Annotated in this window: 12 protein-coding genes; 8 read left to right on the top strand and 4 right to left on the bottom strand. The window is 61.7% G+C overall.

All coding sequences use genetic code 11. The features are described from left to right. Positions 1-8 precede the first annotated feature (8 nt). From MKK52_RS12485 to oxlT, 3 genes are all read right to left on the bottom strand, one after another. Positions 9-1,712, bottom strand: coding sequence for a porin (locus tag MKK52_RS12485; protein WP_409564663.1), 1,704 nt, complete (start codon positions 1,710-1,712; stop codon positions 9-11). A 128-nt stretch (positions 1,713-1,840) separates the two neighbouring features. Continuing rightward, positions 1,841-2,023: a hypothetical protein gene (locus MKK52_RS12490; RefSeq protein ID WP_243954183.1), complete on the bottom strand. Its 183-nt coding sequence runs from the start codon at positions 2,021-2,023 to the stop codon at positions 1,841-1,843. Positions 2,024-2,121: 98 nt separating this feature from the next. Further along, a complete protein-coding gene (gene oxlT / locus MKK52_RS12495) occupies positions 2,122-3,438 on the bottom strand; it encodes an oxalate/formate MFS antiporter (protein ID WP_243954184.1) in 1,317 nt (438 codons plus the stop codon). 698 nt (positions 3,439-4,136) lie between these two features. Here oxlT and MKK52_RS12500 point away from each other — a divergent pair. Both MKK52_RS12500 and MKK52_RS12505 read left to right on the top strand, forming a co-directional pair. Further along, positions 4,137-5,552 (top strand): tyrosine-type recombinase/integrase, encoded by a 1,416-nt coding sequence (locus MKK52_RS12500; protein WP_243954185.1) that lies wholly within the window; start codon positions 4,137-4,139, stop codon positions 5,550-5,552. Between the two features lie 596 nt (positions 5,553-6,148). Next, on the top strand, positions 6,149-6,427 hold the full coding sequence (locus MKK52_RS12505) for a hypothetical protein (protein WP_243954186.1): 279 nt from the start codon (positions 6,149-6,151) through the stop codon (positions 6,425-6,427). A 167-nt stretch (positions 6,428-6,594) separates the two neighbouring features. Here the strand turns inward: MKK52_RS12505 and MKK52_RS12510 are convergent, their stop codons facing one another. Further along, a complete protein-coding gene (locus MKK52_RS12510; protein ID WP_243954187.1) occupies positions 6,595-7,314 on the bottom strand; it encodes a TIR domain-containing protein in 720 nt (239 codons plus the stop codon). Between the two features lie 196 nt (positions 7,315-7,510). Between MKK52_RS12510 and MKK52_RS12515 the strand changes: the two genes are divergently transcribed. The 6 genes from MKK52_RS12515 (at position 7,511) to MKK52_RS12540 (ending at position 14,954) form a co-directional block, all read left to right on the top strand. Beyond that, complete coding sequence (locus MKK52_RS12515) at positions 7,511-8,143, top strand: recombinase family protein (RefSeq protein WP_243954188.1); 633 nt, start codon at positions 7,511-7,513, stop codon at positions 8,141-8,143. 459 nt (positions 8,144-8,602) lie between these two features. Then, positions 8,603-9,886 (top strand): hypothetical protein, encoded by a 1,284-nt coding sequence (locus tag MKK52_RS12520; protein WP_243954189.1) that lies wholly within the window; start codon positions 8,603-8,605, stop codon positions 9,884-9,886. A 269-nt stretch (positions 9,887-10,155) separates the two neighbouring features. Further along, entirely contained in the window at positions 10,156-12,747 is a 2,592-nt protein-coding gene (locus MKK52_RS12525; RefSeq protein WP_243954190.1) for a hypothetical protein, read from the top strand. Between the two features lie 86 nt (positions 12,748-12,833). Further along, positions 12,834-13,226 carry a hypothetical protein gene (locus MKK52_RS12530; RefSeq protein WP_243954191.1) on the top strand — a complete coding sequence of 131 codons (393 nt, stop codon included), beginning with the start codon at positions 12,834-12,836 and terminating at the stop codon, positions 13,224-13,226. Positions 13,227-13,312: 86 nt separating this feature from the next. Then, positions 13,313-13,780 (top strand): ribonuclease HI, encoded by a 468-nt coding sequence (gene rnhA, locus MKK52_RS12535; RefSeq protein WP_243954192.1) that lies wholly within the window; start codon positions 13,313-13,315, stop codon positions 13,778-13,780. 217 nt (positions 13,781-13,997) lie between these two features. Beyond that, complete coding sequence (locus tag MKK52_RS12540; RefSeq protein WP_243954193.1) at positions 13,998-14,954, top strand: Shedu anti-phage system protein SduA domain-containing protein; 957 nt, start codon at positions 13,998-14,000, stop codon at positions 14,952-14,954. Positions 14,955-14,977: the final 23 nt, after the last annotated feature.

The raw sequence follows: 14,977 nt of genomic DNA on the forward strand, positions 1-14,977 counted from the left end.
CGCCGGCCCTAGAAGTCCCGCTGCACCCGCGCCCGCACCTGGACCGCATCGACCTGGTTGGCGGTCGCCACCGGGTTGGCGGCGTTGTTGACGAAGGCCGGGTTCTGGTTGGGGAACCGGCCGAGGTCGAGGATGCGGCCCTTCTGCGGCCCGTAGCGGGTGTAGATCGCCTCGAGCCCGATATCGAACTCCTTGACCGGCGACCAGATCAGGTTGGCGCCGACGACGAAGCGGTAGCTGTCGCGCAGCACCTGGCTCAGGTCGAAGAACCGGGTGCCGGGGGTGCCCGGCCCCGTGTTGGTGAGGCTGAAGAACGCGCCCTGCGCCTCGCGGGCGCCCCGGGCGAAGGTCATGGCGCCATAGGAGCCGAAGAGGGCCGAGCGCACCGAGGGCGTCCAGTAATGCAGCATCGCGGCGGTGAAGGAGATGCTCGACGTCAGTTCCAGACGGTTGGTGAAGGGGTTGATCACGCCGTCGTTGAAGAACTGCGAGAAGGCCGCCCCCTGGATCGCCGTGGCCGCCTGCGCCCAGGGCCCGTTATAGGCCGGCAGCCCCGTATGCAGCGCGGCGCCCTCCCCGTAAGCGGCCTGCAGGTAGAGGGTATCGCCGGCCGCGATGAGGGGCAGGTTGACCTTCAGGCCGCCCTGCACCGCGAAGCCGAGGGCCGAGGCCGGGCCGCGCGGCGCCTGGTTGTTCCCGAGCGTGACGGGCGAGCCGAGATTCGTGCCCGTGAAGGCAAAGCTGTCCATCTGGCCGTGATTGACCTCGTGCAGGGCGCCCGAGATCTGCGCCGAGCCCCAGGGTTGGTCGTAGCGCAGCACGCCGACCACGTCGGGCATGCGGTTGCGCTGGACCGTGTCCACGAAGCCGAGGCCGGTCGGGCGGCCGGCGGCGTCGAACCCGACGAAGACCGGCGTGACCGGGTTCGCCGGCCCGAAGACCTGGGCCCCGGAATCGACCACCGACCGGGGCACCGCGTTCTGGGCCGAATAGACCGGCGTATGGCGGAAGGAGGGATCCTCCACCGAGAGCGTCGCGGACAGGCCCTGGCCCAGCGTCGCCGTGTAGGCGGCGAGGTTGGTCGAGGGGATGTCGGAGCCCATCGTGGCGACGATGAACTCGAAATCGTGCGCGTAGAAGTCGAAGAACGACGAGGCGCGGCCGGCGGTGACCCCGGCGAACTGCACGAAGGCCTTGTCGACGGTGAATTGCTGCTGGACCCGCCCGAACTGATCGACGCCGGTGCCGGGGAAGGCTCCGCCGATCCGGTTCAGCGCCCCGGCATGCATGGTGGCGAAGCCGGTGCGGCTCCCGGTATCGAGGCGCAGGAAGGAGCGCAGGGCGCCGTAGCCCGTCTGGGTCCGGGCATCGAGGTTGATCCGCGCGCGGGATTGGTAGCCGCTGTAATCCCCCGGCGTGGCGCCGGCATTGTTGCCGCTGCGGCTGAAGGAGGGCTGGTAGGCGTATTCGAAGCGCGCCCGGCCCGAGAGGCGCAGGCAGGTCTCTGTGCCGGGAATGGAGAAGAAGGCAACTCCGTAGGTCGAGCAGATCCGCACACTTTCGAAGGCCGGTGCGCCCCGCCGGTCGGGTAGTTCCGCCGCGTGCGCGGGCAGGCTCAGCAACCCCGCCGCACCCGCCAGAAGGCCCCTGGTTCCCCGCCCTGCCCGGTGCCCCGGACGTCCCACGCCACGCCCACGCCTTTTGTCCGCCATTCCACCATCCGCATCTCGTCCTCGTCAGCAGGACGTGTCGCGGCGCGGGAACAATCCCGGTTTGGGGCCGTCCCCCGGCGGTGGGGACGACCCGCAAGAGCGCGATGGCACCTCGCCGGACGCGCTCCCTATTCGGCGAGCACGAAGACGAGGCCGAGGATCGCGATGAGCAGCGCTCCGCCCGCGAGATACTCGCTCGAATCCTCGGTCAGGCGCCTCCCCACGCCGACGCCCGCGAGGCCGGCCACCGCGAGGGCGAGGATCAGGCAGCCGAGCCCCAGCAAGTCGGTGATCTGGACGGACGCCAGCATGGGTCGGTCCTCCCTCGAACGGGAAACATGGCGACGAAAAGGGCCCGGACGCCGGTCCGGGCCCTTTCCGCGATGCTGCCAGGGGTGAGCCCCTCGGATCAGGCCGTCGCGACCCGGTTCAGGGGGGTGATCGGGGCGGGGAGCTGCGCCTCCGCCACGACGCGCTTGCGCCAGGGCTTGAGCACCGCGATCGCCAGGACCGAGGCGAGGATGTTGGCCCCGGCCGCCGCCAGGAACACGCCGTCCCAGTTGCCGGAGCTCTGCTGCAGGTAGTTGGCGAACGGCACCAGCAGGGCGGCCGTCCCCTTGGCCGTGTAGAGCAGGCCGGCATTCGTGGCGGCGAACTTCGAGCCGAACGTGTCAGTGCAGGTCGAGGGGAACAGCGAGTAGATCTCGCCCCAGGCGAAGAACACAAAGCCCGACAGGAGCACGAACCACAGGGGATCGCTGCCCCAGAGGTAGAGCATGTAGATGCCGAACCCTTCCATCGCGAAGGCGATGAACATCGTGTTCTCGCGCCCGATCCGGTCCGAGACCCAGCCGAAGAACGGCCGCGTCAGGCCGTTGAGCACGCGGTCGATCGTGGCGGCGAAGGTGATCGCCACCATGGTCACGCCGAACAGCGTCACCGGCACCTTGTCGACGTGGATGTCGGCGGCGATCGGCTTCAGGTTGGCGGTGATCATCAGGCCGCCGGCACCCACGATGACGAACATGAAGTACATGAGCCAGAAGATCGGCTGGCGGACGACTTCGCTCGGCGTGTAGTTGCGCCGCGTCTGGATGATTGCGGTGTTGGTCGCCGCCTCCGGGACCTGCCCGCTCTTCGGGGAGAGCAGGAAGAAGGCCAGCGCGGCCACGATCAGGCCCTGGCCGATGCCGAAGGAGAAGAACGCGGCCTGGAAGCCCTTGTCGGCGATCATCCACTGGATCGGGGCGACGGTCAGGGCAGAGCCGGCGCCGAAGCCCGCGGCGGTGATACCCGAGGCGAGGCCGCGCTTGTCGGGAAACCATTTCAGCGCATTGCCGACGCAGGTCCCGTAGACCGCGCCCGCGCCGATGCCGGCGACGATCTGGCCGAGATAGAACATCCCGAGCGTCCCGGCATAGGCATTGATGACCCAGCCGATGCCGCAGAGGGCGCCGCCGAACAGGACCACGACCTTAGGGCCGTACTTGTCCACGAACCAGCCCTCGACCGGCACGAGCCAGGTCTCGAACAGCACGAACAGGGTGAAGGCCCACTGGATCGCGGCGCGGTCGAAGCCGAACGTCTTCTGGATCTCGGGGACGAAGAAGGTCCAGCCGTACTGCAGGTTGGCGATCATGACCATGCAGACGACGCCGAGGACCAGCTGCATCCAGCGGAACCCGTCGCTGACCCGTTGGGGGACTGCCTCAGTTGGTTGTGGCATCGGATAACCTCCCTGCTGAGTGACTGGAGCGCAGTCCGCAGCGTTCGATTCTGTTTTTTGATGATTCTGACGAATGGTATCAGCGTGTGCGATGCGAGTTTGACGTAATCACAAGCATAGAGCGCATCGATACCGCCGGCCGAAGCAGCATCGAGCGAGTGCACAAGTCTTCACTCCGTCCGAAACACGGCGGACGACAGACCCCATACGACGACAGACTCACCGGTGGGTTCTTGTATGTGGTATACCAACGATATCGCATGACAGATCAGCGTCAAGCGCATGTCGCAACAATTCGTTTTTGCGATGCAAAAGACCGGCGAGGTTCCCGCGGGGGTCGCCAAATCAGCATTCGACGATGTGGGGAACGTCACAGATCGAGGGATGAGCAGCAGAAGGATCTGCCGAACCACCTACGGGTTCAAACTTAGCCGCCACCCGGGAATGCAATGGATAATATTGCCTGCTTCAGACGAGCCTGAAGCAACGTCCGAAGGTCCGGCGCGGGAGGCCGACACTCTGCTCGGGCAGACGATTTTTCGGGCTTAAAATCGAGCGCTGGCGGAGGGAGCGGGACCATCCGCCCAGCGTGCACTAACCCGTTGAAGCACTGACATCACAATGCTTTTTGGGCTTGCGCTGGGGGACACATCGGGGGACATCGTGGGGGACACACCTTCCGTCGAACCCCTTCCGTCATGCCCTCTCTAAAGAAGCTCGGCACTCACCTCGAATGGCACGGCAACCGCATCCGTGTGGTCGTCCGTGTCCCTCCTTCGATGGTTGCGAAGGTGGGCAAGACGAAGCTCAAGGAGACCCTAAACACCACCGATGTGCTCGAAGCCGAGCGTGAGAAGGTGGACGTGATCAGGCGCCTCCGCTCGTCCCTCCAGGGCACGAAGGCGACAGTTGTACGGGCCTCGCTCACTGATCAGGCCTTGGAAGTCAAACGGCTGCGGGAAGCAGGTCAGCTCCGCACTGACGATGCCGGGGCAGAGGCAGACGGCTCCGATCCTGAGGATGATGCCTTCCAGGCGACTGTTGAGTTCATCGAGCACCAGCATGGCGCCGAAGAGGCCGAGCGTTTCGCGGCTGTGGCTCTGGGCATCAGCACACCGCTTACCTCCCTGGTGGATCGCTGGTTCGCAGAGAAGGACCTGTCCATCGGCTACAAGGAGGACATTCGCCGCGCCCTTGCCCGACTGGAGGCGTGGTGCGGACGAACTCGCATCCCTAAGTCGGTGGAGGCGATCACTCAACGGATGGCCGGTCGGTACATCCACGACCAGTTCGTGAGCGAACGGGTAGACGTGAACACCGCGAACAAGGACTTGTCGTGCCTCCGGTCTTACTGGAAGTGGCTGGGCAAGCGCCACGGGACCAAGGAGAACCCGTGGACAGGCCAGTCCCTGGAGAAGCCCAAGCTGCGCCGTGAAGCTGCCTCCGCGAGGAAGAGGCCATTCACCGACGAAGAGGTGCGCCGTCTGCTGGCCGGCATCCGGTCCCGAAGAGAACGAGAGTTCTCGATGATGAGCGCCTTAAGTGGTCTTCGGCTGGAGGAAGTGGCCGGCCTGCGGGTGGGTGACTGTGCGAACGGATGCCTCAAGGTCACTGACGCAAAGACCCCCAGCGGGCTTCGGACCATTCCAGCCCACCCTGCCCTATCGGAACTGATCGCCAGCAGGAGCACCGGTAAGGCCCCTGATGAGTTCCTGTTCGAGGACCTAGAGGAGCAGCGGGAGGGATCGAAGCGCGACCGCTCTGCACCTGTCAGCCAAGCCTTCACGCGGGAGCGGAGGCGTCTCGGCGTCGATGAACGTGCATCCCTGACCCAGCGGCAGTCCAACGTGGACTTCCACTCATGGAGACGCTGGTTCGTCCGCAAGGCCGTTGAGGGATTGGAACGAGGAGCCAAGGGTTTCACGGCTTGGACCATCGCGAACGTAGTGGGCCACAAGGCTGAGGATGGCACCCTGGACGGCATCGCTCTTCCCCTTGGCATGACGATGGGCCGGTATGCCGGGACCACATCAATGGAAGCGATGCGGGCTTGTGTTGAGGCCGTAGTACTCCCAAAAATAAATTCTGGTGAGACTATACACCAGGGTGAGTAGATTACCCCCACGCGTATGAGTGCTTATCCTCAATAACTTAGTTGGCATTCCCGCGAGTTGTTACTCACCCATGGGTACGTAAAATTATGAATGAGCGCTCACCTATCTCTTGACCAAAGTTGATTGCCACACCAAGACTGCATCCGCTGACGCAAAGACGTAGGCGTTACATAGTCTTGGGATGCGGCGATGCTTTCTTTCCGGTTCGGTCGTGGTGAGTTCGAGGTAGGTGGCGGGACGCTGTTTCTGTCCATCCCTGGCATTGGGGAACTGTGGTTCGAGACCGTCACCAATGCCGATGATCCGCGCCCGCTTGGGTGGCGAGTTATGGATGATGGAACGCTGACCCTGGAAGTCGGCACCGCTCAAATGGTGTTCTCTCCCTGTCGCGACCCTATCCCGACTAGTGCCGCCTAAATGCGCTGAGAGGCCCTCCAGAGGCACGGCCGCTAGTTGAGCTACACCACTACGTCTCTGACGTCACAGGCCTTGGCGGCCCTTCCATGGTGATTCAGGGGCGCATCGATTTGATGCCCCTCTAGAGCATAGGCGCTCGGGCGCTAACTTGTGCCACCCCTTCAGCAACTGAGGAGACAATGATGTCTGACATTACAAACCCGACCGTCATCGCCGGTCTGAAATTCGACCTTGAGTGCGAGCATACAGGCGCAGACGAGAGCGGCCTCGCAGCCGACTTGGAGCTTGTGTTAGAAGCAGTCAAAGCGTCCGACCGGGAACCCGGGCCAAAATTGCAGAAGCTGTACGAAGAGAAGGTTGCGATGGACCCCCGCTTCCTTGCGGCACGTTACCTCGACCTTCTCGTAAAGATCGTAGAGGCTTCGCATCGGAAGGAGTTTTCTGACCATCGCGCCTGATGAAAAAATTCGAGGGGGCATCGACCAATTCGAGCTGGCCAATGTCCCCCGTAGGCCTCCCTTAAATCGCAGAGCAACGACCCCACCCGGCATAGCGCTGGGGGGCACCAGCGACAGTGCACGGACGAGCGCCGGGGAACGCAGCCTTAAGGCCCCAACCGAATACGCTAGGAGGAGGCATGAGCAATCCTTGCGGGATCGATGGGGATGCCCGCATCAATCATGCTCTGCGCCAACTTCGGGACGACCTCTTTGACGTGATCGTTGAACTCCAGTCTCAGCAACCCATCCAGGTCGGACGGCATTTCCAGCGCACCCTTCTTAAGCACGACCAACTTAGGACGGCCGAGCGCGGCCATGATCATTCCAGCCTCTAGGATGACGTTCTGTCTGGCTCGCGGCTGACGATCCGCATCATTCTTTGCCTTGCTGTAACCGTAGTCGTCGGGCGTCATGAGGACGATACCGAAGGCCGAGTCCTCGTAGATGCGATGCTCTAAGGCCTCGATTATGGTCTTGCCTCCGCCGGGCGCGTTCATGAGTATGAATGGCTGAAGCCCGAGCTTCATCAGACAGAGTTCCAACTGCTCCCTTGCCTGAGTGTCATGCCCGTGGACAACGAAGATTTTCGCCTGTTCGACTCTAAGCGGCGGCGCAATGACAGGTTCAGCTACCTTCTCGCCAGCTGCCCCAACGAGTGCTGTCTTGAAGGCGTCAATCTCCTGACCCTGGAACTGAAGTTTGTTCGTGGTGGTGAAGTAATTTAGGACCTGTCTTCTAATGCCGCTGAATCGCCAAGTTGTTCCTTTCTGTTCCCAGCTACCCTTTACGCCAGCCCTGTCCACTAATGCCTGTAGCTGCTCGATACCATCGAACCACTTATCCATTACGGAATCATCCTCGGATCGTTCAGGAAGACTGAGGCAGTGACTTAGAGCAGACGCTTTGGCAGTCCATGCGGGCTGTCCGCAGGGGTATACCGCAACGGACGGCACCGGGCATGTCCTTAAGCGCGTCCGTAAGGGTTGACTTTGTCATACGGACATTCGATCTATCGGACATCGCCCTTTCGGACGGATCGCCATGTCCCGCACCATCCTCTACGCCCGTGTCTCAACGGCCGAACAGACCCTCGCCCACCAGCGCAAGCAGGCCGAGGCAGCAGGCTTCGAGATAGACGAGGTGGTCGCTGACGAGGGAGTGTCCGGTCTCACCACCGCCCTCCGCGAGAGACCGCAGGGCCGCCGCCTGTTCGACATGCTGAGGCGCGGGGATGTGCTCGTGGTCCGCTGGGTGGACCGCTTGGGCCGCAACTACGCGGACGTGACGGAGACCATACGGGACCTGATGCGCCTTGGTGTCATAGTCCGCACGGTCATCAACGGGCTCACTTTCGACGGGGCCACCAAGGACCCGATGCAGCAAGCCGTAAGGGATGCCCTCATCGGCTTCATGGCGGCCTCGGCGCAGGCCCAGGCGGAAGCCACCAAGGAGGCACAGAAGGCCGGCATCGAGCACGCCAAGGGGCGGGATGACGCTTATCTCGGCCGCAAGCCCAGCTTCACGCGGGAACAGTTCGATGCCGTGCGGGATGGCTTGGCGCAGGGCCAGGGGGTGACAGTGGTGGCCTCAGCGACGGGCCTGAGCCGACAGACGGTCTATCGCATCCGGGACAAGCCAGCGGAGGCAGAGGCAGCTTTAGCGCGGTGGGCCTGAGACCACCCTGCCGGGCGCTGGGCCGAACGCTACGAGGGCGAGCAGAAGGCTCTGGCCCAAGTCGCGGCCTTGGCTCCTCGCGCTGCCTGCTTGGACTACATGCACGATTGAAGGCGAGTGATTGGTCTCTCATTTAGGATCGAGCAAGCCACTCATCTGTCATGGCAATTTGCCCTGAAGGCCAATTCTTTACCCCTCTAGGGAGAAGGCCGAGTTTCCGGCTTACCCAAGGTATACCGATCAGGACCGACCAACTCCCTGACGAAGCAAGACGATCTACCTTCCGAGCCAGTTAGGGCTACCACTAGGGAAGTGCGCTCCCGTCTCAGTCGGGGTGTATCGGTAATCGGTCCCCTTCGAGACCCTCCCCGCGCCCTTCCCGCCCGCCTTCGGGCACCACCTCACCCTCTAGGAACTCACCATGCCAGAACCACCGACCCGTGTGCCGAGAGGCGCGCGATGAATACCCATGCCCTACGCCACCGATGGTTCGACAAGTGGCTGACGGCGGGATCACCAGAGGCGCAACGGCTGGTGGATGCAGCCCTCAACATCGTCGGCCAGTACGAAGAGGGCTCCCGCAAGCGCAAGCGCAAGCCGGAGGACGACCGTAGGCACCGCATCATGGTGGAGGCGGTAGCCATGAACCTCGCTCACACGGTCCTGATGCCGTCCGACACTGGCCACCTTGCGGTCATGACGGGCCACATGCAGCGCCCCCGAAGCCGTTACGATCACCCCGCGTTCGGGGATACCTTCGGGAACCTTCTCACCTCCTTCGCCTCCATCGGATGGCTCACCTTCAGTCCCTCACCGGGGATGGGTGAGGCTTCGGCCATCGCTCCAACCTCGATGCTCAAGGCCAAGGTGTCAGGCATTGGAATCAATCTCTCGGGGATCGCCAGAGGCATCGGGGAGCCGGTCATTCTCTCTCAGAAGGACGATGCTTCCGCCCAGGGCCCTACTCGTGAGTTGGTGGACTATCCCGAGACCACCATGACCCACGCCTTCAGAAGCGACATGGAAAGCCTGAACAGCTTCCTTGTCGGTGCTGACCTCGACTTCATGGACGATAACCTTGGGATGGTAGACCTCCACCAGCGGCAGCAGCGACGCTACTTCACGCTGAAACCGGGGGCCACGGATGCCACCTTCGACCGTGGTGGACGAATGTTCGGAGGTTGGTGGTCGAACCTGCCGAAGACCAGACGAGGGAACATCAGGATTGAGGGGGAGCCTGTCTGCATCCTCGACTACTCCTCGATGTTCGTGAGGCTGGCCTACGCTTTGATCGGGAAGGAGCCCCCGCCTGATGACCTGTATGCCATACCGGGCCTCATAGGGTACCGCAGGGCAACCAAGCTCATCGTCAACTGCCTTATGTTCGATGAGTACGAGCGTAAGCGATGGCCCAAAGTGGACCGCTCAGACCACGAGATGCCCAGGGGGCTGACCATGCCCCGTGTCAGAGACCTCATTACAGACCACCACCCTGATCTGATCCCCTGCTTCGGGATGGGTATGGGCCATGAGCTGATGATGACGGAGAGCACCATCCTGATGGAGGTGCTGAAGGAGATGAAGTTCAGGGGTGTCCCTGGCCTAGGTCTCCATGATGGTCTGATGGCCCCTGCCCCCCGGATGACTGAGGTAAGGACCATGATGGAGGTGGTATCTCGTCAGATCACCTCTCACACCATCCCTGTCACCGCTGAGTGCATCCCCTCTGCACTCGTTCAGTAACTGTCACCGAACCTCCCTATAGGAGGGCCATAAGGATGGCCTTCCGCCTCGGCTCAACAGCCCAACAATCTGAGCGCTTATCAGATGGCCCTTTGCGGCCACAGCGCGGGCCGCTGACGGCTAAGAGATCAAACTCCCGACATCTCATGGCCAATCTAAGCACTGCCGCTCACCCGCCTCCCAACGGCTTAATCTCGAACAGCTGCCTTCCAGGCAAGGGCGAACTGCTCTCGTTCCTCCCATTCACTTCGATCATCATAGGAATACCCATGGCCAACATCGTAGGCCTTTCATCCAGTCAAGACCCTATCAACGCCACCGGGCAGACCCGCCTTCGCGACAGCATGAAGCTGGCGGACGGGCTCGATGTGGTTCGCCCGACCGAGCTGCGCCCCGCAGCTTCGCCAGTGGACACCTACGCGCGCCCTGCCCAGGCCCCGATCAACCACGATCTGGAGAACCTCATCAGTGGCCTCTCCAGCCTCAACAGCGGCCTTCAGCACTTCTCAGCGGTGCAGGATAAGAACGCGAAGAAGAACGCCAAGGAGGTCGATAAGGACGCCGTAGCGGTAGCCTTCGCGGGCAAGTCCCCGGAGGAGGTGGATCAGATCATCAAGACCAACCCACTCTTCCAGAAGCAGGTGAACGCCCAGTACGGTGGTCAGCTTCAGGCGAGGTCTCAGGGTGATGCCGATACCGCGTGGTGGGTCAACCACCTCAACACCGAGTTCGACTTCCAGAACGGTGACTTCAACAAGGAGTATGACGAGTACGTCGCCAAGCGCACTCTTCAGTTCGGAACGAACAAGGGCTACGCATCCTCCTACATGGAGCAGATGGCGGGCTCGAAGAACAGCCTCCTCCAGTCGGTCCTGAAGAAGAAGGCTGAGATTGCCCAGTACGGGCAACAGCAGACGACCCAGGACGGTATGGCGTCCATCATCCGGCAAGCGGTCAACACCGACCAAAGCCAGGAGAGCCTTGTCAACGATGTCTCGAACTTCGTCAGGAACAACAAGGACATCTCGAAGCTGCCCTACAAGGAGCAGCAGCAGTACATCCTGAACGGCCTCACGCCGCTCCTGAACGACATGGACTCGCGCCCTGAGCAGCGCGACAAGATCTTCAATGCGGTCAACACGGTGCTCACCGCTCCCCGTAAGGGTGAGGATGGTGTCGAGAGGCGACTTATCGATGCCCCTCAGGGTATGGGTGAGGCGTACCAAGGGAAGCTTGCCGAGTTCGCTAAGAAGCGGAGCGAGTTGAATGACCGCTACCTGACTGACGAGAAGACACGCTTCTCATACAATGCTGAGTACAACCCCACGTCGTTCACGGATCAGCAGCTGGACGAGTGGAACACCAAAAACAATTTCACTTACTCCCCAGCCCAGGTGCAGGCTCTGAAGCTAAAGCGTGCTGAGAGCCTGAAGAAGCTGTCCCTGAAGCGCGAGGGAGACGAAGCCCAGGAGAAAGCTCAGGGGTTCAAGACCAACATCACAGCCCAGAACCTTCAGCGTCTGGAAGGTGGTGACTTCCTGTCACCCCAGGATCGTGAGGTGCCGACCAAGGACTTCTTCCTCTCCGACGACCACAACGCGACCGAAAAGTTCACCGTAGATGCCCAGCGCGAAGCGGTGATGGAGGCCTACGGGAAGCAGCTCGACTTTGCGGAGAATCAGCAGGTCAACGAGAAGAAGCTCACCCCGGATCAAGCCAAGCAGTGGCGGATGGGTCAGGAACTGGCGACCTACTCCCTCAACAGCATCGTGCCGAAGGCTTGGAAACAAGAGATCAATGACGGGGCAAACCAGCTCACGACAGCTTCTCAGCAGGCCAGTAAGGAGATGCCCCAGGGAGCCCTTCAAGCTTTCGAGCGGTATAAGCTCATCGCAGCGAAGGCGCCCAACTTGCTCACCCTAGTTGCTGATGAGCGGGCTCGATCCATCTTCGAGACTGCCATGGTCGCAGATGGCAACCCAACCGAGCAGCTTCGGGGTGCATTGCAGTACTACGCCAACCGAGACGACAAGAGGGAGGCTGTGACCGTCAAGAAGGTGACTGAGGCCATCGATAAGATGGCAGGGGCATCTTGGGTTGACCGTATCAAGGGGTGGTTCGGTGGCGAGGTCCCTGAGAACCTCGGCAGTCTAAACGCTGAGATCGAACGACGGGCGAGTTATCTCGTTCAGGCGTACCACATGACGCCTGACAATGCGGTCGAGCGTTCGGTGAAAAGTATACGGTCTCACTACGCCATCGTGAACGGGTGGGCCGTCAACACCAACGACAAGCGCCTTCCAGCCGACTTCGAGAAGCTGACCGAACGGTACATCACCGACCTCGTGAAGCAGTACGGGCCGGGCAAGTTCGATGCTCAGTCAGCCCGTGACCTTACCGTCATGAGTATGCCTGACGGGACATTCCAGCTGTTCAACAAGCGCCATGGATACCCTGCTCTCGAACCCATGCCCATCGAGTGGAAGAATGGGCAGGACAAGGACGCCCGGTTCCTGACGGCAGACATGCTTCAGGACCTTTCTGCTCAGGACAGACAGAAGGCCGAGCTGCGGGCCATCCGTCAGAGCGCCGACCGTCTGAAGCCCCTGTTCATCGTGCCGGGCACCTCTGTGGGCATCGGGCCGGTCAGCGGTGGAGGTTACTCCCCCGAGGAGGTCGCTACGATTAATCGGAACATTGAGGAGCAGGGTAAGCCCAGCGCCGAGAAGGCCCGGCAGAACGCGGAGTTCGTCCGGCAGATCGATGACCACGCGGCCTCACAGCGTAAGCCCGTGCCGCCGAGGGAGCCGCTTCCGAACCCCTTCAAGCCGTCCATCGTACTGAAAGACAGCAAGCGGTAAGCGACTGCATGGCGCCATGTTGAAGCCCAGCATGGTTGTCCTATTGTCGCGCTTGGTCCGCCACATGCGGAGGCACGGGGGACACGATGACTACAGCACCTGTGACAATGATCGCGGTCCCAGACAGTGTGCTGAACGCCGTGGGCGAAGCCTTGGAGAGCCACCTTAAGGTGTTGCAGCATAAGAGGGCTCTCCACCGGGATGAGGCAGACCGCGTGTTGTGGGCTTTGGAGAGCTACCGTCTCAGCCGCTTCCGCAACGTTCAGGCACAGGTGCGAATGGGACTTGCCGGCATGGACGGCTTGTCGCCAGAGACCAAAGCCGAGCTAAAGGACTTCATCGAGAAGTGTCAGGACGCGATGCCCCGGTCGAAGCGTAACGCAGCGGAATGGACAGCTCATAAGGCTGAGTTGAAACGCGCGCGCGAAGCTCAAAGACCGAAGCGGCCGAGGAGGCTCAAAACCGAAGCGGGATCGTAGGCGATCTAAGCGCCACATAAAACCAAGCATCATCACAGGAGGGGCCTCGCAAGGGGCTCCTCCTTTTTGTTTCAGGACTGAACACAATGACAGACGAGACCACCACCGAGCCCGTGAGGCACATCACCATTGCCTTCGATGGGGCCTGTATCGGGAACCCAGGACCGGGAGGCTACGGAGCCTTTTTGGTCAACGAGATCACCGGCCGGGAGAAGATCGTGAGGGGCCGGGACCCGGAGACCACGAACAACAAGATGGAGCTGTCTGCGGCCATCGCGGGGCTGAACGCCCTCCGACCGGGTGCCACCGTGAGCATGATCGGAGACAGCCAGTACGTCATCAAGGGCATTACGGAGTGGATGCCGGGATGGAAGGCTAAGGGCTGGAGGACATCGGCGGGGAAGCCAGTGCTGAACGTCGAGCTATGGCAAGCTCTGGAATTAGCTGTAGCGCAGCATGAGGCCGTGTCTTGGACGTGGGTGAAGGGGCACGCCGGGCATCCATTGAACGAGCGCGCCGACAAGATCGCAAGCGATGAAGCGCTGAGCGCCTGAGATCAATAATCATCTGCCATTCCATCTGGATGCAACCTCATGGCACCCTACATGGCAGTAGGCCACTACTTCTGACCAAGGCTTCAGGGAGCTTGCTATGGGGAGTGAAGACCGTCCGATTGCGATCCGGTCCACGATCCCCAACTCAACTCGGGTTCCAGATCTTGCCCAAGTAGACAGCTTGGTCCTTAGCGAGGGCCCACGCTCGAAGCGTGAGATGGTCCGCTACAAGATTGTTAGCCGCAACACCGGAGAGCTGAAGGGCACTAGCGTAGGCTTCAGGACGAAGCACAAGCTCAAGGGGGAGTGGAAGCGAGAAGACGCTAAGTCCTTCACCCTGGAAACCGAACACGAGATGCGGAGCGCACTGAGCTTCATCGCGGCATCGTGCGATGGAGCCATGCCAAGTGCGGATGGTCGCTACCTGATGCTACCTATTGGCAATCAGGATGCCGGGGGCGTTGAGGCCGTTCTTGGTTCTCTGTCGGCCAATGGTAGGGCCGGGCTTCTGGTCGATCTCCTTCGGCAAGCAACCGAAGCGCCAGAGCTGTTGACGAACCTGCTGGATCAGGCGGAGAGGAACCCAGCCTTGTTCGCTGAGGCTGCCGCGACGCTGAACCTCGCACGCTACAAGAGCGCCCTTGGAGAGTTGAGGTACCTGATCGAGACGTCAACGCGCGAGCAGGACTTCCAGGAGCTGCTTGCCGAGCACCCCTGGATGTTCGGTAGTGAGTACAGCGAGCTTCTGCAAGATCGGAACCTCGTTCGCGGATCGCAGCAGGACTTCGTGCTGCGGAGAACAGCCGATAAGTTCATCGAGATCGTTGAGATCAAGACGCCCATCCCTGACCGCAGGCTCTTCAGGTTCAACGAGGAGCGGCGCGTCTACTATGCGGGTCCAGAGCTGGCATTCGTGGTCGGGCAGGTCCAGCGGTACATCGAGGAGCTTGACGCTGACCGGCTTCGTATCCAGGCCCTTGATGGCGAGGACACGCACAAGGTGCGAGCCAAGATCATCGTGGGCAGGGACATCGATGATGGGCAGCGCCAAGCTCTGCGTCGGTTCAACGGCCACCTTCACCGCATCGAGGTGCTGACGTTCGACCAGCTCTCTCAGATCGCCGGGCAGGTCGTGAGCTACCTGCAGCGTCTGGTGCCCGCTGCTGGTAGGTGAGAGGTACGATCCTGAGCCGGCCC

The sequence above is a fragment of the Methylobacterium sp. J-067 genome (genome assembly GCF_022829465.1).
GTDB lineage: Bacteria > Pseudomonadota > Alphaproteobacteria > Rhizobiales > Beijerinckiaceae > Methylobacterium > Methylobacterium litchii.